The 19,895-nt window shown below is 33.9% G+C and carries 16 protein-coding genes; 7 read left to right on the top strand and 9 right to left on the bottom strand.

Features of this window, described 5'->3' with window-relative positions:
- The first annotated feature begins 40 nt into the window (after window positions 1-40).
- Window positions 41-1,087 carry a thiamine-phosphate kinase gene (gene thiL, locus M0D21_RS18800; protein ID WP_248332338.1) on the top strand — a complete coding sequence of 349 codons (1,047 nt, stop codon included), beginning with the start codon at window positions 41-43 and terminating at the stop codon, window positions 1,085-1,087.
- A gap of 4 nt (window positions 1,088-1,091) precedes the next feature.
- On the opposite strand, the gene M0D21_RS18795 is transcribed toward thiL, so the two are convergent.
- The gene (locus M0D21_RS18795) at window positions 1,092-1,361 is read right to left on the bottom strand and encodes a DUF1660 family phage protein (RefSeq protein ID WP_248332336.1); all 270 of its coding nucleotides are present in this window, start codon (window positions 1,359-1,361) and stop codon (window positions 1,092-1,094) included.
- 211 nt (window positions 1,362-1,572) lie between these two features.
- A complete protein-coding gene (locus tag M0D21_RS18790) occupies window positions 1,573-2,358 on the bottom strand; it encodes an alpha/beta fold hydrolase (protein WP_248332334.1) in 786 nt (261 codons plus the stop codon).
- A gap of 37 nt (window positions 2,359-2,395) precedes the next feature.
- Between M0D21_RS18790 and brnQ the strand changes: the two genes are divergently transcribed.
- Together brnQ and M0D21_RS18780 are read left to right on the top strand one after the other, a co-directional pair.
- Complete coding sequence (brnQ, locus tag M0D21_RS18785) at window positions 2,396-3,688, top strand: branched-chain amino acid transport system II carrier protein (protein WP_248332332.1); 1,293 nt, start codon at window positions 2,396-2,398, stop codon at window positions 3,686-3,688.
- A 473-nt stretch (window positions 3,689-4,161) separates the two neighbouring features.
- On the top strand, window positions 4,162-5,499 hold the full coding sequence (locus tag M0D21_RS18780) for a cytochrome-c peroxidase (RefSeq protein ID WP_248332330.1): 1,338 nt from the start codon (window positions 4,162-4,164) through the stop codon (window positions 5,497-5,499).
- 15 nt (window positions 5,500-5,514) lie between these two features.
- Here the strand turns inward: M0D21_RS18780 and M0D21_RS18775 are convergent, their stop codons facing one another.
- The 5 genes from M0D21_RS18775 to M0D21_RS18755 all read right to left on the bottom strand — a co-directional run bounded on the left by M0D21_RS18775 (window position 5,515) and on the right by M0D21_RS18755 (window position 10,739).
- On the bottom strand, window positions 5,515-5,898 hold the full coding sequence (locus tag M0D21_RS18775; RefSeq protein ID WP_248332329.1) for a VOC family protein: 384 nt from the start codon (window positions 5,896-5,898) through the stop codon (window positions 5,515-5,517).
- A 93-nt stretch (window positions 5,899-5,991) separates the two neighbouring features.
- Window positions 5,992-7,488 carry a serine hydrolase domain-containing protein gene (locus M0D21_RS18770; protein ID WP_248332327.1) on the bottom strand — a complete coding sequence of 499 codons (1,497 nt, stop codon included), beginning with the start codon at window positions 7,486-7,488 and terminating at the stop codon, window positions 5,992-5,994.
- Window positions 7,489-7,669: 181 nt separating this feature from the next.
- Window positions 7,670-8,965: an aminopeptidase P family protein gene (locus M0D21_RS18765; protein ID WP_248332325.1), complete on the bottom strand. Its 1,296-nt coding sequence runs from the start codon at window positions 8,963-8,965 to the stop codon at window positions 7,670-7,672.
- A gap of 95 nt (window positions 8,966-9,060) precedes the next feature.
- Complete coding sequence (locus M0D21_RS18760) at window positions 9,061-9,756, bottom strand: LytR/AlgR family response regulator transcription factor (protein WP_248332323.1); 696 nt, start codon at window positions 9,754-9,756, stop codon at window positions 9,061-9,063.
- Window positions 9,753-10,739, bottom strand: coding sequence for a sensor histidine kinase (locus M0D21_RS18755; RefSeq protein ID WP_248332321.1), 987 nt, complete (start codon window positions 10,737-10,739; stop codon window positions 9,753-9,755). Before M0D21_RS18755 ends, M0D21_RS18760 begins: the two co-directional genes overlap by 4 nt.
- Window positions 10,740-10,954: 215 nt before the next feature.
- Here M0D21_RS18755 and M0D21_RS18750 point away from each other — a divergent pair, with 215 nt between their 5' ends.
- The 4 genes from M0D21_RS18750 (at window position 10,955) to M0D21_RS18735 (ending at window position 17,688) form a co-directional block, all read left to right on the top strand.
- Window positions 10,955-12,280, top strand: a complete 1,326-nt coding sequence (locus tag M0D21_RS18750; protein ID WP_248332319.1) for a serine hydrolase domain-containing protein — start codon at window positions 10,955-10,957, stop codon at window positions 12,278-12,280.
- A gap of 11 nt (window positions 12,281-12,291) precedes the next feature.
- Entirely contained in the window at window positions 12,292-13,152 is an 861-nt protein-coding gene (locus M0D21_RS18745; RefSeq protein ID WP_248332317.1) for an ABC transporter ATP-binding protein, read from the top strand.
- Window positions 13,153-13,162: 10 nt separating this feature from the next.
- A complete protein-coding gene (locus M0D21_RS18740; RefSeq protein WP_248332315.1) occupies window positions 13,163-14,710 on the top strand; it encodes an ABC transporter permease in 1,548 nt (515 codons plus the stop codon).
- A 125-nt stretch (window positions 14,711-14,835) separates the two neighbouring features.
- Window positions 14,836-17,688 (top strand): VPS10 domain-containing protein, encoded by a 2,853-nt coding sequence (locus M0D21_RS18735; protein WP_248332313.1) that lies wholly within the window; start codon window positions 14,836-14,838, stop codon window positions 17,686-17,688.
- A 71-nt stretch (window positions 17,689-17,759) separates the two neighbouring features.
- On the opposite strand, the gene M0D21_RS18730 is transcribed toward M0D21_RS18735, so the two are convergent.
- On the bottom strand, window positions 17,760-17,966 hold the full coding sequence (locus M0D21_RS18730) for a class I lanthipeptide (RefSeq protein ID WP_248332311.1): 207 nt from the start codon (window positions 17,964-17,966) through the stop codon (window positions 17,760-17,762).
- 118 nt (window positions 17,967-18,084) lie between these two features.
- Entirely contained in the window at window positions 18,085-19,818 is a 1,734-nt protein-coding gene (locus M0D21_RS18725) for an AraC family transcriptional regulator (protein ID WP_248332309.1), read from the bottom strand.
- Window positions 19,819-19,895 lie beyond the last annotated feature (77 nt).

The raw sequence follows: 19,895 nt of genomic DNA, 5'->3' as shown, positions 1-19,895 counted from the left end.
TTTATGCTTATAAATCGCAAGGTTAATTACCTTTGCATTTATGATTGAAGACAAAAATAATTCACGTACGCCCTTATCAGAACTAGGAGAATTTGGTTTAATACAACATTTAACCAAGAACCTTGAAATTAAACAAGAATCTACTGTAAAAGGAATTGGAGATGATGCTGCAGTCATCGATTTTAAGGAGCAAAAATGTGTGCTCTCTACAGATTTGTTGATCGAAGGAGTTCATTTTGATCTTACCTATGTTCCATTAAAGCACTTAGGGTATAAAGCGGTAGTTGTAAATTTATCTGATATTTATGCGATGAATGCCACGGCGACTCAAATAACGGTATCTATTGCTGTTTCGAATCGTTTTCCTTTAGAAGCTTTAGAAGAATTATATGCAGGTATAGCAACTGCTGCCAAAATTTATAATGTCGACGTAGTGGGAGGGGACACTACCTCGTCTACCACAGGTTTGATTATAAGTGTTACAGCAGTAGGATATACAAATGAAGATGCTTTGGTGTATAGAGATGGTGCCAAAGAAAATGATCTATTGGTGGTAACAGGAGATTTAGGAGCAGCATATATGGGACTGCAAGTGTTAGAAAGAGAAAAACAGGTGTTTGAAGTGAATCCTAATTCGCAGCCCGACCTGGATCAATATACTTACCTTATTGAAAGACAACTTAAACCAGAAGCCAGAAAAGATATGCCAGAATTGTTAAAGGCTCTCGATGTTAAACCAACAAGTATGATCGATATTAGTGATGGTTTATCATCTGAGGTTATACATCTTTGTACCCAATCAAAAACTGGAGTGCATCTATATGAAGACAAAATACCTCTAGATCCTGCAGTAATTTCTATTTGTGAAGAGTTTAAATTAAATAGTACAACAGTAGCCTTAAATGGAGGTGAGGACTATGAGTTATTATTCACCATAAAACAAGAGGATTATCCTAAAATAAAGGCAAACCCTAATTTAACAGTTGTTGGTCATATGACCGACGAAAAAACAGGTGTGGGATTAGTTACAAGAGCAAATGAAAAAATAGAGCTAAAAGCTCAGGGGTGGAATCCGATAAAAGAATAAAACTTTAGGAAGCTGCCTGAAAAGAAGGGCTTATCTTACGTTTTGCAGCTTTCTTTGCATGTACAGAAGCTAACGCATTATTTATTTCTTTCAATTTAGGAGTCATGACTTCTAAGCGGCCTCTACTATTTGTTGTTGCTTGTTCTTTGCAATGGGCACATGTATATTCTTTTATATGATGAGTAACGTTTTTGGTAAGAACGTAGTTGTGACCAAATAAAGTGCAATAGAGTTTTGAGAAAGTAAATCTGGGGGTAGGGGTAGACTTTTTCATAGGGTTATATGGGATTTTTAGTGCATAGACAAATGTTAAAGGTTCATTATCAATACAATAATAGTATTTTTTTTAATATAAGACCTAATTTTGTAAGAAAAAAGTTCCTACAAACTTGAATTTTAACTAAAATAAACGACATTTATCGGTTTTTAGGCATAATAAATGGGCATTTCGTCTATGTTATGTTATTGTAAAGCTGTAGGGTTTTTCAGTTTTGTGAATAAGATAAAAACTTATTTAGCTCATGGAGAAACCGTTTTTCGTTCTCAATATGAGTCATATGACCTCCAGAAAAAGTGACCAGATCGATACGACATCGAACAGCTTCAATTTCACTTTGATTGTAGGATAAAACCGGATCTAATTTTCCTGCCATTAGAATTTTGCGCCCTGTAAAAGATGTCAAAGTATCTACCCTATCTTTTCTTATTTTCATACCTTCTAGTGCAGATATAATTCCTTGTAAAGAAGTTCTTGATGCTTGATTTTTAATCAGGCTTATTTCCTCTTTGAACTTGTCTCTGTTGTCTGGGGCGAAAAGATTGGCAATGGCCATGCTTGTATAAGCATTCGGATTTTTTTTGACAATTTCTATAGCACGTGTTCTTGTGATTTTTCGTTCTTCACTGTCAGGAAAAGAGGTAGAATTAAGTAATACAAGTCCAGAAACTATTTCAGGAAAAAGATCTAAAGTTGCCAAAGCGACATAACCTCCCATAGAATGACCAATGAATGTAGCTTTGGTTATTTGTAGTTTGTCTAGGACAGCTTTAACCATCGTAGCCATGTCTTCCATAGTGTGTATATACCCTAAATTTTCTGAATCGCCATGACCTAACAAATCTATAGAGACACAATTATAATATTTCGAGAAAAAAGACACGGAAGAGTTCCACATCTCTGAATTCTCTAGAAACCCGTGCAAAAAGACCAAAGTAGAGCCGTTTCCACATGTATTATAATTTATTTTAATCCCTTTGTATGTTAAAATCATTTTGAAATTTTATTTTTAGGCGCCTAAACCTAATTAAATGAGATTTAATAAAGAAACTTTCGTCGCAGGATTTGCATTATTTTCTATGTTTTTTGGTGCTGGAAATCTTATGCTTCCTCCGTTGTTAGGTCTCAAAGCCGGTGATGCCTGGTTTATGGTTTCGTTAGGATTTATTATTTCTGCGGTCGTTATTCCCTTGCTAGGTATAGTGGCCCATGCAAGGCTACAGGGAACTATGTTGGATTTTGCAAAGAAAGTTTCTCCCATTTTTAGCCTTGTCTATTGTTTGGTTGTGTATTTGATTTCGATAGCATTACCTTCTCCGAGAACAGCTTCGGTAACACATGAAATGGCAATACAACCTTTTTTTGGAACAAGCTCTTTGGTTACCAGTAGTGTCTATTTTGCCTTGGTTCTTCTATTTGTTCTTAATCGATCCAGAATTCTAGGGTTACTAGGGAAGTTCTTATCTCCAATAATATTTATAGTGATACTCTCTATAATCTGTATAGGAATTTTTGCAACTCTGGAGCCATCTATTGAACCAACATCATTAGACATCCCATTAATTAGTGGATTATTAGAAGGGTATCAAACTTTTGATGCGATAGGTGCTGTGGTTGTTGGTGGAGTAATCATAATTTCCCTTAAGCTCAAAGGAGAGCATAATTTTGAAAAAAACCGAGGACTAATTATTAGATCTGGTATTGTTGCTGGACTAGGGTTATTGATAATTTATTCTGGGATGATATATAACGGAGCATTATTTAGTTCTGAGGTAGCACCAGAAATAACCCGAACAGCTTTATTATCTGAGTTGAGTTTGAAAACCTTAGGTAATATCGGAAAAACACTACTTAGTATTTTGGTGGCCTTGGCATGCTTTACAACTGCTGTAGGAATCGTAACAGGTACTGCAGATTTTGTAAAAGGAGTTTTAGGGGATTCGCAAAGAGCATATGTTATTACCGCCGTTATAGGTTGTGTTCTTGGGGTAGTCATGGGGCAATTTGATGTTCACCATATAATTGATGTAGCTGTGCCAGCACTAATGCTCATTTACCCAATTACCATTATTCTTATTGTATTGAATGTATTACCAGATAAATTCACCTCTGTATTGGTTTTTAGGGCTGTAGTAATATCTGTAATACTATTTAGTATACCAGACTTTTTAGCTTCTCTAGGTATGAAAGAACAAATGACTACTATTTTAGACCTACTTCCTTTTGGAGAATATAGTTTAGGTTGGTTATTACCTGCAGTTTTGGTTTTTATACTCATGAATAGTATTCAATCAATTCTTCCGAAAAAACAAATACTAGATTAGATCTTTTTTAGCCTATTTAACCTATTCTTAATATGTTTATTTCTATCTGAAAATCAGAATTTTAAGATGTGTTCGTAAATACTATTTTTGATATTTGAAATTACTCTATGAAATAGAAGTATGTTGGATTCATAAAATTATTATATTTGTGGTAACAAAAAGTAAGTAGTTGTATCTGTAAACAAAATTGTAACCTTGAAAAGCATTTATAAAAGTGTGATTCAAGGAAACGAAAGTATTATTTTAGGTTCTTAAAATAGTATATCCCCTTAAGATAATTATGAAGAAATCATCTCCCTCCTGATCCCTTCTGAACATCTAAAAAAACAGTAAAGAAGAGTAATTATATGTATCAGACATGAGTACATATGGTACATACTTCTTGAATATATATTGAAATTTTTTTACGACAACTTGCATTTTGCACAACCACTTTAGAAACAACAAAAAACCAATAAACAAACCATTCAGTTATGAAAAAAATTACTATTATGTTGATGGCGCTGGCCATTCTTACTTCTTGTAGTGATGATGATTACGTAGAAATTACTCAACTAGATCGAGATTTATTAAACCTTTTAAATGAAACGTCAGACGGTGTAGGGGTATCTTTTTATACCTTACCTAGCAGCGATGATTATGCAAGAATTCCTCAGGATCCGTTAAATCCTATTACCAAAGAAAAAGTAGAACTGGGTAAATTATTGATTCACGAAACGGCATTTGGAACAAATCCCAAAATGAAAGACCTTAAAGGCACGTATTCTTGTACTTCTTGTCATCAGGTAGCAGCAGGATTTAGTTCAGGTTTAAGACAAGGTATTGGAGAATGCGGAGTCGGGTTCGGATTTAATGGTAATGGTAGAATTATCAAAAAAGATGTTCCGTTAGATTCTGTAGATATTCAGCCACTACGCTCTCCTACAATTTTGAACGTGGCCTATCAAGATGTAATGCTTTGGAATGGTCAATTTGGAGGAACTGGAACGAATGCTGGTACCGAAGCCAATTGGACCAATATTCAAGAGAATTTCTTAGGCTTTCAAGGTGTCGAGGTACAAGCTATAAAAGGGCAAGGTGTACATCGATTGGCGATAGATGAAGACTTTGTAAACAACCACAACTACAAAGAACTATTTGATAAAGCTTTTGGAAATGTAGCAGAAAATGAAAGATACTCTACTATAAATGCAGCTTTGGCGATGGCAGCTTATGAAAGAGTACTTTTACCAAATGAAGCTCCTTGGCAAGAATGGTTAAAAGGAGATTTTTATGCCATGAGTGACACAGAAAAGAGAGGAGCTATTGCATTCTTCGGAAAAGGAAAATGTTTTGAGTGTCATACCGGACCAGCTTTGAATGATAAAGGATTTCATGCTTTTGGAATGGGTGATTTTGATGATAGTGAAACTGCCGTTGTTTTGGATGATGCAGGTTTTGATGGTGTTAAAAAAGGAAGAGGAGGTTTTACCAAGAACCCAGACGACAATTATAAATTTAAAACCCCAACCTTATATAATATTGTAGATAATGGGTTTTATGGTCATGGAGGAACATTTACTTCTGTAAAAGAGGTAGTAGCCTATAAAAACAATGGAGTACCACAATCTACCGAAGTGCCTTCAGAAAATCTAGCTTCTCAATTTGGAACAACGAATCTTACCGAACAGGAAATCAATGATATTACTGCTTTTATCGAAAGTGGATTAAGAGATCCTAATTTACAAAGGTATGTACCAGAACAGGTAAATTCTGGATTTTGTTTTCCAAACAATGACGCACAATCTCAAAGTGATTTAGGCTGTAACTAAGAAAAGATAATGCTACTAGTTTAGAGTAGCTATCCACCAAGTGTTGCCAAAGGGGTCTTTAAAACCGGCTCCTCTGGCACCTCTATCTTCATCCATTGGTTGCATCAAAGAAGTTGCTCCAGAATCTAATGCATCGTAGTAGGTTTGATCGGTATCCTGAACATATACATACATTGATCCAGGTTGCGCAGGATAATGTTTAGAGGCCTCAGCAAGAAGAATAGTGCTGTCGCCAATTTTAATTTCAGAATGTTGTATTCGATGTTCGCCATCCATACTTCGTATCATTTCCTGAGCATTAAATATTTTTCGAATAAAATCGATAAAATCTTCTGCCTTTTCTACAACGAGATAAGGCATAGCTTGTTGGTGACCGGCAGTAATTTTCATTCGTTGCATGCTACGAAAAGTTGTTTTTTTGTTTGTAACGAATGAATAGGATAAAATATTCTACCAGAACTCAAAAATGTAAGTTTCTACTCAAAAAAGGTACTAGTTTTGTAACTTTTCGATCCAATTATAAATTTTTTTGGCAACTGGACCTGCTCCTCTGTCGTAGTTAGACATTACGCATACTACATATCCATTATCCAAGAATATATCGAGCTGAGAATTGAGACCAGGAAATCCACCACCATGGCCCACTACTTTCCCTATGTTACCAGATTTAACAGTAAAACCATACCCATATCCTGCTTTTGCATGATCTGTCCAAAGTAGTTCTAAAGAACCTTTTGAGACCAATTTTTCATTCATCAGAGCCATAGAAAAATTATGTAAGTCTTTTACTGTTGAAAATCCCCCTCCAGCAGGCCCTCCTTTGATTACATGCTTATAAATATTATTTTCCCAACCCAATGCATTTTTTGAATTAGGGATATATCCTATAGCCAAATTTTCTACAGGTTGGTCCATTTCAAAAGCGTCAGAATTGGTCATTTTTGCGGGGGTATAAATATTTTCTCTGATGTATTCAAAGTAATCCTGTCCCGTAGATTTTTCGATAATAACTCCCAAAAGTAACATACCAGTATTACTATATCTATATTTTTCTCCAGGTTGAAAAGCAAGAGTATTGTCTTTGACCAAAGGTTTAAAATCTTCTAAAGACCTAAATAACTCTCGAGATGAATTGCGATACGTTTTATTAAAATAACTACCTAATCCACTAGTATGGGATAACAAGTGATGAATTGTAATCTTATCGGTAATTTCTTTTGGTAACCAATCTTGGTCTATATAATTACTTACAACATCGTCTAGAGCAATTTTATTTTTTTCTACAAGTTGCATAATTGCTATAGCTGTAAACATTTTGTTCATTGACCCAAGATTGAATTTGGTGTTTATGGTGTTTGGCACATGAAATCTTTTAGAGGCTTCACCGTAGGCATTCTCAAATAAAACTTTATCCTTTTGAGCCACCAGCACTGTTCCCGAGAAAAAGTCTTTTTTGTATAGCTTATCCAACAATGACTTGGTTTTTTCTACAAGTTCAGTCTCAGAAATTGTTTGTGCTGCTATGTCTGAAGGAGCTTCTACAGAAGAAAACCATAAACTATCCAGCACATAATCTGTGTTATTGGTAAAACTTAAGGTAAAAGCATACCAAAAATCAAAATTGTTACCTTTAACAATAACTACTGTTTTATCCAAAAGAGAAGGGGTATATGTCCTTGTAGCATAGAAATTAACCCCTCCAGTTTTTCTTACATTATCTAATAGGTATCCTCGGAAATCTTCTAAAGAAAATTTTTTAAGGATTTCTTTATCGTCATGTTTTGATATAAATTCACCTATCCTGTCTGCATCATTCGCATTAAAAACATCAATAAGTTCGTTAACAACTTGACCTAGTTTTCCTTCAGGGAGATTGGTAATATCCTTAAACTTTACATTATCAGTTTGTTGCGAATGGCAGAATAGAGTGAATAATAGTAATATAGTTACAACCTTCAGTTTGGTAATTACACTTTTTGATTTCATCATGAGTTTAATTTTTGATAAGGTGAAATAAGAACATATCTTACCTTCCTGAGGTTATCAAACATGATGATTTACTCGTAATTGGAGAAGGGAAAAGCTATGTTAGTAAAAAACAGTTGATCAAAAATTATTCCATGAAATCTGAAAACCAATAGATTAAGGTAAAAATAACCTCTGGTTAACTTTATGATTTATTCATTAACTCTTCAATTTCTTCTGCTTCTATTGGGATATTTCCCATTAAGTTAAAAGGTTCTCCTTTTTCCTGAATTACCACATCATCTTCTAATCGAATTCCGAATCCTTCATCGGGAATATAAATTCCTGGTTCTACCGTAAATACCATATTAGCTTGCATAGGTTCGGTTAGGATTCCATAGTCGTGAGTATCTAATCCGATATGATGCGAAGTACCATGCATAAAATATTTTTTATAAGCTGGCCATTCTGGATTCTCATTTTGCACATCGGCTTTATCTAAGAGCCCTAAACCTAATAATTCTGATGTCATAATCTTACCCACTTCTACATGATAATCTGCCCAAATTGCGCCAGGTACCAATAGCTTAGTTGCTTCGTTTTTAACTCGTAATACAGCATTATAAACATCACGTTGTCTTTTGGTATATTTTCCAGAAACAGGAATTGTACGTGATAAGTCACTAGAGTAATTTGCGTATTCTGCAGCTACATCCATAAGGATCAAGTCTCCCTCTTTACATTGTTGATTATTCTCTATATAATGTAATACGTTGGCATTATTACCGCTGGCAACAATTGGAGTATAAGCAAAACCTTTAGATCTGTTATTTATGAATTCATGTAACAATTCTGCTTCAATATTGTATTCCCAAACCCCTGGCTTAACAAAACTCAGGAGTCGTCTAAACCCTTTTTCGGTGATATTACAAGCAGTTTGCATAAGATCTATTTCTATAGGGTCTTTTACAGATCTTAATCTTTGTAAAATGGGATTGCTTTTGGCCACACTATGAGCAGGATATTTGGCTTTCCACCATTTGATGAAACGATCCTCTCGTGTTTCTGTCTCTACACTAGATCTGTAATGTTCATTGGTGTTTACATAAACTGTATCACACTGGGTCATCACTTCAAAAAAAACTTTTTCAAAATCTTGTAACCAGTACACGGTCTTTATTCCTGAAGTTTCAAAGGCTTTTTCTTTTGTTAGTTTTTCACCTTCCCAAATAGCAATATGCTCGTTGGTTTCTCTTAAAAATAAGATTTCTCTATGTTTTTCTTTGGGAGCATCAGGAAACAATAGTAATATACTTTCTTCTTGGTCTACCCCACTTAGATAAAAAATATCTCGGTGTTGCTCAAAAGGCATCATACTATCTGCGCTTATTGGGTAGATATCGTTACTATTAAAAACAGCAATACTGTTAGGTTGCATCTTAGCAGCAAAGTTTTTTCTGTTTTTGATGAATAGATTCTTGTTTATAGAGTGATATTTCATGAAATGACTGTTTTGAAATGTATTTCAAAAATAGTGTTATTATATGTTCTAATAAAAAAGGAACTCAAACAATTTTGTGAAGAAGGATATTGTAATTAGTAATCAATTTTATCAATTACCTGTTTTCTATAGGATTTACCAATAGGTAGTTTAACTTCATTTTGTAATACAAACTGATTGCCGTCGATTAACTTAAGCTTATCGAAGTTCACTACAAAAGATTTATGAATCCTTAAAAAACATTCGGGTAACTTTTCACTAAATTCGGTTAGCGTTTGCGGGGTGAGAATCATGCGGTCGGTATAGATTTTTATATAATTACCGTATGCTTCGATGTGAGAAATATGATCTGTATTTAGTTTAATAATTTTTTTGTCGCTCTTTACAAAAATTGTTTTTGGAGTTTCTTTTTCTTCTTTGATGATCGTGTTAGTGGCTTCATTTTTAGTATTAACTTTATATACTGCCTGAAGAAAACGTTCAAATGAAAAAGGTTTTAATAAGTAATCTGTCACCGCGAGTTCAAATCCCACAACGGCATGCTCTGGGTAAGCAGTGGTAATAATAACCGCAGGCTTTTGTTGTAAGGTTTTAAGAAGACTTAGTCCCGATAATTTGGGCATATTTATGTCTAAAAACAAAATGTCTGGTGATTGTTTTTGTAAAACTTCAATAACTTCAAAAGCATTTTTGCAAGAGGCGATGAGCTCAAGGTTTGGAATCTCTTTGATATAGTTTTCCAAAATTTGCCTGGCAATTGGTTCATCATCTGCTAGTATACATTTCATCATGACTTTACTTGTAAGGTTAGTTCTACGATAAATTTTTCATCCTTAGATTTAATTTCTAATCTGTGCTTATCCGGATAAATCAAACCTAATCGTTTTTTTGCATTTTGTAACCCGATTCCACTATTTCCTATTTCTAGCTTTTTTAGGTTTGAATGGCTACTGGTATAAGTGTTGCTGCACTTAAAATTGATTTCATTTTCTGTGGTTGTTACCGAAATGGAGACACTACTATTTGAATTTGTAGAAGAGTCTAAGTATTTGAAGGCATTTTCAACAAACACAATTAATAGCATGGGAGCAATTTGTGTAGAAGAAGTATCTCCATTTTTATCAAATTGAATTTTGGCAGTGCTTTCTAACCTGATTTTTTCTAAAGAAACGTAATTTTCGATATACTGTATTTCTTTATCTAACGGAACAAGAGTCTCTTGGGTATCATATAGGCTGTAGCGCAATAGGTCAGAAAGTGTTAGCATGAGTCCAGGTAACTTGTTCGATTTTATTACCGATAACCCGTATAGATTATTCAATGTGTTAAATAAGAAATGAGGATTGAGTTGTGCTTTGAGAAGTTTTAATTCTGCATCTTTTTCCTGTTGCCTTCTATAAAAACTATCTCTTGCTAGTTTAATTGTTGATGAAAAAGACAATGCTAAGAAAAGAACACCCACAAAGTTGATCCACATAGTCCATTTATACTCTTGCTTAAGTACACTTGTTAAAATATATACCAAAATGGTATTCCAAAGAATAAGATTTGCAAGAAATAACCCGACAAATATTCTTCGATTTTTCTGTATGTACGGAAGAATATATATGTTATTGATGTATACGGGAGGAGCTAGTAATATAATTACAAATAATGCTGCCAACCAACGGTTATCGGCTTGTATAGTAGCCAATAAAATGAGAAATAACAACAACCAAATAAATAGGTTTTGTGCAATTTTATTATCAATTAAAGCGTCTAATCGGGTTACCATATTTTCTTAAAAATTACTCTCAAAAGTAGCTTTAGAAGGTCAAAAGATCATGTTTTTATGATGTAATATATCATATTTGGTCTAAGTGACCTCGTTTTAATGATAAAAGGACTTTTTTTCTAAGATCATGTTTTGAGCGTCTTTTATCATTCTTTTTTTAGGATCGGTATAAATTAATGGAGTTTTGATTCGAACAAGTATAAAATCTTAAACGTATGAAAACTTTACATCAATTACTGCTTCTATTTATAGCACTGTTTATAAAACACATTGCGTATACGCAAACAAGTGATTTAACAGCTGTCTCTAATAAATATGATTCCATCCTAAAGGAACAAAATAAAGGAATCAGCATTCTTGTCAAAAAAAATGATAAAACCGAAACTGTAAGTTTAGGTAATTTTAATCTTGACCAGAATAGTGTTTTCAATATTGGTAGTGCTACCAAAACTTTTACTGCGATACTCATTTTACAAGAATATGAAAAAGGAACCCTAAAACTAACCGATAGTATAGGCGCCTTTTTGACTCCTATACCAAATATAGATAGTTCATTAACCATAGAGACATTGCTTGCACATGAAAGTGGCTTAGATGAAATAATAGGGAAAAATGTTTTGGATATTTTTTATGGAAAGGACGATGCAATTTACAATTCCAATTTGTTAGATCAAGTGGAGAAAAACAATCCAGAAATGGTAGGCTCTTTTGATTACTGTAATACGAATTATTTTGTTTTGGGTAGGATTATCGAAAAAGTAACGGGTCAAAGTTATTTTGATGTACTAAGAGAGTGCATTTTTATTCCTTTAAAAATGAGGAATACCTATCCATATGTACATAAAAACATACCAAACCTAGCAACACCTTATTACGAGGAAAAAGATGTAACTAACTATTTAGATTACCGTTATTTCGCCAATATTGCCTATGCGGCAGGAAGCATTGCTTCTACCTTAACAGATATGGAAATATTCTATACCTCCCTTTTTGAAACGGAACAATTACTTAAAAAAGAAACGGTGAAAATGATGATGGAATCTGGAAACCAACATTATGGTTTAGGGTTGTTTAAAACTAATATTAACGGAACAACTTACTACGGACATGGGGGAAATAATATAGGATATGCATTTAGAAATCAATACAATCCAGCCACCACAGACCTGTATTTGATGTTTTCTAACAGTAGAACAATTCCTTCTAAAAATTCTATTTCTAATGATGTATTAGCTTACATAAATAATAATCCTATAGAAAGTTTTAGAAATATTGATATAGATAATTTCAAAAAATACACAGGGACTTATTTTCTTAAAGAAGCAAACTTAACGCTAAAAATAACGCTGGAAAACAATAAAATGTACCTAGTTTCTGAAGCGCAGGGTGTAAAGAGTGAACTTACCCAGCAAAATGAAAAGTCTCTTTATGATACTACCGTTGGAGTGATCTTAACACAAATTCAGAATGATACGAACAGCTTGTCTTTTAGTCAAAATGGTTTTACAACTACGATCAGCAAAATAAGCTCAAATCACTAATATCTTAAACCATGAAGTTAGAAATCAAAAACGTGTCAAAGCGTTACGGGAGAAAGAAATATGGAGTGAAAGATTTTTCATTAACCATAGAAAAAGGAATTTTAGGCCTGTTAGGACCAAACGGAGCAGGTAAATCTACCCTAATGAAAATGATTGCTACCGTAAACAAACCTTCTGAAGGTATTATTCTTTTAAATAAAAATAACATCGTTAAAGATGTTAACTATATACGACAACAAATGGGCTTTTTACCACAGGATTTTGGAGTCTATCCTAACCTGAATGCATTTGAGTTTTTGGAGTATATGGCAGCAGTAAAAGGAGTGGGAGGAGTTGGTTTAAAACAAAGAATCGAAAAACTGCTAGACGGACTTAATCTTTTGGATGTGGCATCAAAACCAATTGGTAAATACTCTGGTGGAATGAAACAAAGAATAGGCATCGCTCAAACGTTACTTAATGACCCCAGAATTATCATTTTTGATGAACCAACAGTGGGATTAGATCCAGAAGAGCGGGTGCGATTTAGAAATCTAATTTCTGATCTGGCAACCCAAAGCATTGTTATTTTATCGTCTCATATCGTTTCAGATGTCGACATTATTGCAGATGAGGTAGCCATTATGAAAAAAGGCTCTTTAATTACCAAAGGGAAAACACAAAATATTATCGAACAAGTCAAAGGAAAAATCTTTGAAACCCAATTTGACACTGATGTGTCGCCAAGGTTTAGTGATCATATAAAAATCTTGAGTACAACACGATATCAAGGTAAAACAACGGTTAGATATGTTTCTGAAGTGCCTATCGAAAAATCGACACCACAAAAACCGACCCTCGAAGATGCTTATTTATACTTAACTCACAACTAAAATATAGCGCATGAGATTATTTTTAAATATTATAAAACTAGACTATTTAACTCGTGTAAGAAGTTATTCTTTTTTGATTACACTATGTGCTTCACTGGCCATTTCATACACCTTTGTACCAGAACCAAATGCAAGTTATTCTACCATAAGAATAGGGGATCATGTTGGATATTATAATTCTGCCTGGTTTGGATATGTGACGGCCACGATGACAAGTATTTTTTTATCATTAATCGGTTTTTATCTTATAAATACTAGCATTAAAAAGGATATTAAAACCAAAGTTGGCCAGATCATAGCCTCAACAAGGATTTATAATACCACGTATTTACTATCAAAGGTTTTTAGTAATTTCTTGATATTAACAACCATAGTTTCTATCACTTTTTTGATGAGCATAATACTTTTTACCTTGTACAATGATGGATTCCGTTTTGAGCTTTTTCAATTTATTAAACCATATCTAATCATTACAATACCATCTATGTTTTTTCTTTCGGCAATAGCCGTGATATTTGAGGTGATTCTAGGCAGATACTCGGTTATTCAAAATATACTTTTTTTCATCATGTTTTCATTTTCGTTAGCGGTTTCTCCCCAAAGTGAAATGAGATATGCTCTAGATGTTTTTGGTAGTAAAATTGTATTGGATACCATGGAGCAAAGTGTTCGAGAGGTTTTACCGCTGGAGGAAGATTCTGAAATGACCATAGGATACGTTTTAGGAAATACCACCAAAGCAAAGAAATTTAGTTTTGAAGGGATAGATTTTCCATCGTATTTTCTTGTAAGTAGGTTAACCTGGATGTTTATAGGTATTTTACTTGTAGGGCTTGTTTCACCTTTTTTTCACAGGTTCAATATGAGAGATATTTTGCCTTCAGAAAAGACGGTAAAACAGATATTACCGAAAGCAGAATTAAAAGATATTAATTTAACTCAACTACCAAAACTCCAGAAGAGTACCAATATTTTGCCTCTGGTACGAACCGAAGTATTCCTTTTGCTGCGAAAAGGCAATAAGTGGTTATGGGGTCTTAATGCCATCGGAATGATACTGCTTGCGGTTCTAAACATAGAATTTGCCCATAAGTTTGTACTACCGATATTATGGTTTTTACAAGTAAACCGATTGTCAGATCTCACCACAAAGGAAGTAGAAAATGATGTTCATTATTTTTCGTTTACATCGTTGAGACCTATAAGCAGACTTCTTCTTTCTCAATTATTTGCAGGGCTGTTATTGGTACTTTTTTTAGCACTTCCGTTAACGCTTCGCTACATTTTTCTAATGAAGTTTAATGTTGTTATGTTTATTATTGTGGGAGGGGTATTTGTCTTATTTTTAGCTGCATTTTTAGGGATCTTTACCAAGCAAAAAAAATTATTTGAGGCACTATTCTTTTTTATAACATATGTGAATCTTAATCAAATTCCTTTTTTTGATTATTTTGGAGGCGTATCACAAAATATAGATCATATTTTTTACGTATTTACAGTTATTGTGATGATGGCAATTGCAGGTTTTTATAAGAGATATTATGACCTTAGGAGATAAGTGTTTTGATAAAACGGAGAAATAAGCTTTTTTAAGTGCTAAGCTCCAGAATAGTTAAACAAGAACTAAAAATTTTGTGTTTATTTTGGTAATATCTATTTTCAGCAGCATAAATTACCACCAAAATGAAAACACAAACTCTTGCCTTACTTCTTTTTGTAAGTGCGTACTCTCTTTTTTCTCAGCAAACACAAACAAGTCCTGAAGACGTACTAAAAGGATTGCTCCAGAAAAAACAAATGGAATCGTCCTCGTTAGTAAAGAACGTAATGTTTAAGAATATAGGCCCTTCTGTAATGAGTGGTCGAGTCGTAGATGTAGATGTAAACCCTAAGAATACGACAGAATTTTATGTTGCCTATGCTTCTGGAGGATTGTGGTATACCAATAATAATGGGACTACTTTTGCTCCAGTAATGGATGCTGCAGCTACGATTAATATCGGCGATATTGCTGTAGACTGGCAAAATGAGACCATATGGGTAGGAACAGGTGAAAACAATTCTTCTAGATCATCTTATGCTGGAATTGGAATTTTAAAATCTTCAGATAAAGGTAAAACCTGGAAAAATGTAGGGCTGCCAGATTCTCACCATATAGGTAGAATTGTAATGAACCCCAATAACCCAGAAGAGATCGTTGTTGGAGTGACTGGTCATTTATATTCGGCCAATGAAGAGAGAGGGGTTTATAAAACTACAGATGGAGGTACTACCTGGATCAAAACATTATTTATAAATGATCAAACGGGAATTATTGATGTAAGTTATGCCCCAGATAATTTTAATATCATGTATGCCTCGGCTTGGGATAAAGATCGTAAATCATGGAACTTTAGAGGTAATGGTTCTGGCTCTGGCATATACAAGAGTAGTGATGCAGGTACTACTTGGACCAAAGTATCTGTAGAAGGCAGTGGTTTTCCTACCGGAGATGGAGTGGGAAGAATAGGAGTTGCAGTTTTTGATGCCAATACGATATATGTGGTGCATGATAGTCAATTCAGAAGAAAAAAGAGTCAAAAAGAAAAAACAGACAAAAGACTTACCAAAGAGGATTTTAAAACCATGTCTGCCGAGGAGTTTCTGAAAATTGATAATAAAAAATTAAACATATTCTTAAAGACCAATGGTTTTCAGGAAAAATATAGAGCCGACAATGTAAAACAGATGGTAAGAAGCGGTGCTGCGCAACCCAAAGATCTTGCAAAGTATCTAGAAGATGCCAATTCTTTGCTGTTTGACACTCCAGTAGTTGGTGCAGAGGTATATAGAAGTGATGATGGAGGTAAAACATGGCGCAAGACGCATGAAGAGTATCTAGATGATCTATATTATAGTTACGGATATTACTTTGGTCAGATTCAGGTAAACCCAAAAAACAAAGAACATATCTACATCAGTGGGGTACCTATTTTGAAATCTAAAGACGGAGGAAAAGAGTTTGTAAGTATTCAAGGAAAAAATGTTCACGCAGACCATCATTCACTTTGGATCAACCCAAGTAACCCTAAACATCTAATTAATGGAAATGACGGAGGTATAAATATCTCTTATGATGATGGCGAGCACTGGATAAAGGCCAATCAACCCAATGTAGGGCAATTTTATGCCATAAATATAGACCATGAAACACCGTACAATGTATACGGAGGTTTACAAGATAATGGTGTTTGGGTTGGTGCCAATACCTCGCAGGAAAATTCTGAATGGCACCAAAGCGGTCATTACCCATGGGAGAGTATTATGGGAGGAGATGGTATGCAAGTGCAAATAGATAATAGAGATGCAAATATTGTGTATACCGGTTTTCAGTTTGGAAATTACTTTAGATTGGATCGTGCTAACAATAAGCAGACCTATATACAACCTAAACATGAGTTAGGAGATGCTCCTTATCGATTTAACTGGCAGACGCCAATACTACTTTCTTCTCACAATCAAGATATTGTATATATGGGAGGTAATAAGCTAATGCGATCAATGAATCAAGGGGATGATTGGACGGCCATTTCTGATGACCTTACCGGTGGTGGGAAGAAAGGAAATGTTGCCTATGGTACGCTTACTACGGTTTCTGAATCACCATTTCATTTCGGATTATTATATACCGGAAGCGATGACGGCTTGGTGTATGTGTCCAAAAACGCTGGAGGTAGTTGGGTAGATGTTTCTACAACATTCCCCAAAGATTTATGGGTATCTCGAGTAGTAGCATCAGAACATAAAAAAGAAAGAGTATATGTTACACTAAATGGATATCGTTGGGATGATTTTAAACCTTATGTATTTGTAAGCGAGAACTACGGGCAAACCTGGAAAAATATTGGTGATAATCTACCGACCTCGCCGGTAAATGTTATTATAGAAGACCCGAAAAATGAAAATGTACTTTATGTGGGTACAGATAACGGAGCATATGTTTCTTTGGATCAAGGTGCCACATGGAATGCTTTTTCAAAAGGATTGCCAAATGTAGCAATTCATGATATGGTCATTCAGCCAGACGAAAATGATTTGTTGTTAGGAACTCATGGTAGAAGCATTTATAAAACCAATGTAAGTGCTATACAACTGCTAGATGAAAATGTTCTCAAAAAACCATTGCATGCGTTCGAATTACCAGAGATGAGATGGTCAGACCGATGGGGTGTCTCCTGGAGCAAATGGTTCGATGCTCAAAAGCCTTCAATTACCATTCCTATATACACACAATTTGAAGGAAAGGCACGCATACAAATTACATCAATAGGAGGTAAAATACTGCAAGAGTTTTCGACACAAGTAAACGATGGACTTAATTATATTGATTATGACCTTACGATGACCGAAAAAGGAAAAGACTTATTAGAAAAAGAATTTCCTGATGATAGGGTAGCTAAAAGAAAAAACGGAGCATATTATCTTCCAGTGGGGCAGTATAATGTTGAGATTTCGAATGGAAAAACGACCGCAACCACCGTTTTGGAGTTAAAATAAATTATAAATAAAAACCTTCAGTGAACAATTATGCACTGAAGGTTTTTATTACTTAAATCTACAAGGAGGTTCTAAAAACCAATAACAGTTGGACTTGTACAGTTTACTTGTTGTGTTCTACAACGTCTATCTTTAGAATAAGGAATAACATCATCTTCACCATTACAAGTCGGTTCTCCACTTTTTCTACCTCCCTTGATTAGATGCATATCATTTCCATTTAATTTGGCTACATCTACCTTTTTAAGATGCAGTTTTTTGCCCTTTGCTTTTTTCATAATGTTTGATTATTAAAAAATTATGCTTTTGTTTTCCCAGGGTAAATATAATCGAAAAAAAAGCAAATAACCTCAAAATGAACATGTTGTTCATCGAAATTCGCGGAATTTCGATATTTTAATCGGTGTTTAGATCATTTAATTTCTTAAGAAAGTAAGTGGTTTTGATACCTGTAGTTTTTTTAAATGCAGATGAAAAAGATTCAGCAGTATTAAATCCCATTTCTTCGGCAATACTCTGTATGGTATAGTGTTTAAGAGTTTTGTCAGTTTTGAGTTTTTCCACGGCATATTGTATTCTTAGATCATTTATATAATTAGCAAAATTCTTTTGTTTGTAGTGGTTAATAACCTTAGATAAATATTTTGTATTGGTTTTAATGTCTTTGGCCAAAGAAGTTACGCTAATATTTTTTTTAAGGAAAAGTTGCTTTTCTTCAAATGATTTGAGCTTATCAAGAATTTCTGATATGATCTCTTCAGTAACGCCAATGTCTAGTGGAGAAGCCGAAGGGGTTTGCGTTTCTTTTGTATTTTCTGAGGCTATTAATTGCTCAAACTTTTCTCGGTAGGTTTTTTTCTTTTGATATTGTCTATATAAAAATATAGTGATAATAAGAGTGATGATACCCAAAGAAAGCACCAAAACATTTAAATTCTTATTGGTCCCTTTTAACTCATTAATAAGTTTTTCTTTTTCCTGTAAAAGAATGGGAGTATCAAAATCTTTAAATAATCTTGAAGATATAAATGAGGCTTCACTATTAGTAATGCTATCAAAAACGATAAGCTTGTTAATATACTTTAGTTGATCTTCTTTATTGTTGTTATTCTTGGCAAATTTCAGTAAAAATTCATACCCTTCTCTAACCTCTAAAGGGGCCTTATGTTCCTTTTCAAAAATTGAATCTACAGTTAAAAAATGATACGTTGCTTTTTTGTAGTTATTTTGAATTCGAGCTAGTTTTCCAAGATGAAATTCGCCGAGAATATAAACGTTCTTATTTTCATCATTTTGCTTGTCAAGTTGTCTTATACCTTGGGTAATGGTATCTTGAGCCTGGATATAATTTTTTTTGTAAAAAAGAGTAATCCCTTCATTGATCATAATCTTACCATAAAACCGGTTGTAATGATATTCAGATCCTTCTAGTTTTTGAAGTGCTTTATGGTTAATAATAGATGCAGAATCTAGCTTATTGTTATATCGATAAGATTCTCCCAGTTTAATAGAAGATTTTAAATATCGCGTGGTGTTTATTTTCGGCTTAGAGCTATTATGAATAAAGTTTTCTTTAAATAAAGGTAGTGCCTCATCATGTTTTCCTATTTCCGTTTTTATACGAGCAATATTGTGTCTGGTGATATAAAGATACTCTTGGTTGTCAACTTGCTCTGCAATGGGTAAAATCTTTAAATAATTATCCAAAGCAGCTGCTATATTTCCTTTTTTTAAATAATATCCCCCCTTAAAAGAATAGGCCTCGATAGGATAAACTTTATCTCCAAGACCAGCACTTAATGCTATAGAACGATCTAAAAGTTCAATTTTTTTTGATTCTTCTACAGCATAATAAGAAAGTAAGCAGTAAGCCTTGGCTTTTTTAATGGGGTCATTGTCTAGAACCGCTTTTTTTAGATATGTATTAAGATAAATTTTTGAAACCAGAGTGTCTGGCCAGGTTTTAACATAAGAAGAGTACAGTTCTTTATAACCCAAATGTTGTAAAGAATCTGGAACGACGAAACTTTGGTCTTGAGAAAAGATCAAATTCCCATGAAATAGGAATAAAACCCAGATTGCCTTTGGCAAAAAGGAAGTAATACAACGATATAATTCTTTTGGTTCCAAAAGAGTGTATTTGGGTTTTTGATGCATTTATGACCATATAAAGATAGTATTTTCTACAATGAAAGATTAAGTTTCTT

The organism is Aquimarina acroporae (assembly GCF_023195925.1).
GTDB classification, from domain to species: Bacteria; Bacteroidota; Bacteroidia; order Flavobacteriales; family Flavobacteriaceae; genus Aquimarina; species Aquimarina acroporae.
The sequence above is the reverse complement of the archived record's forward strand: the minus strand, read 5'-3'. Positions and strand labels throughout refer to the sequence as shown.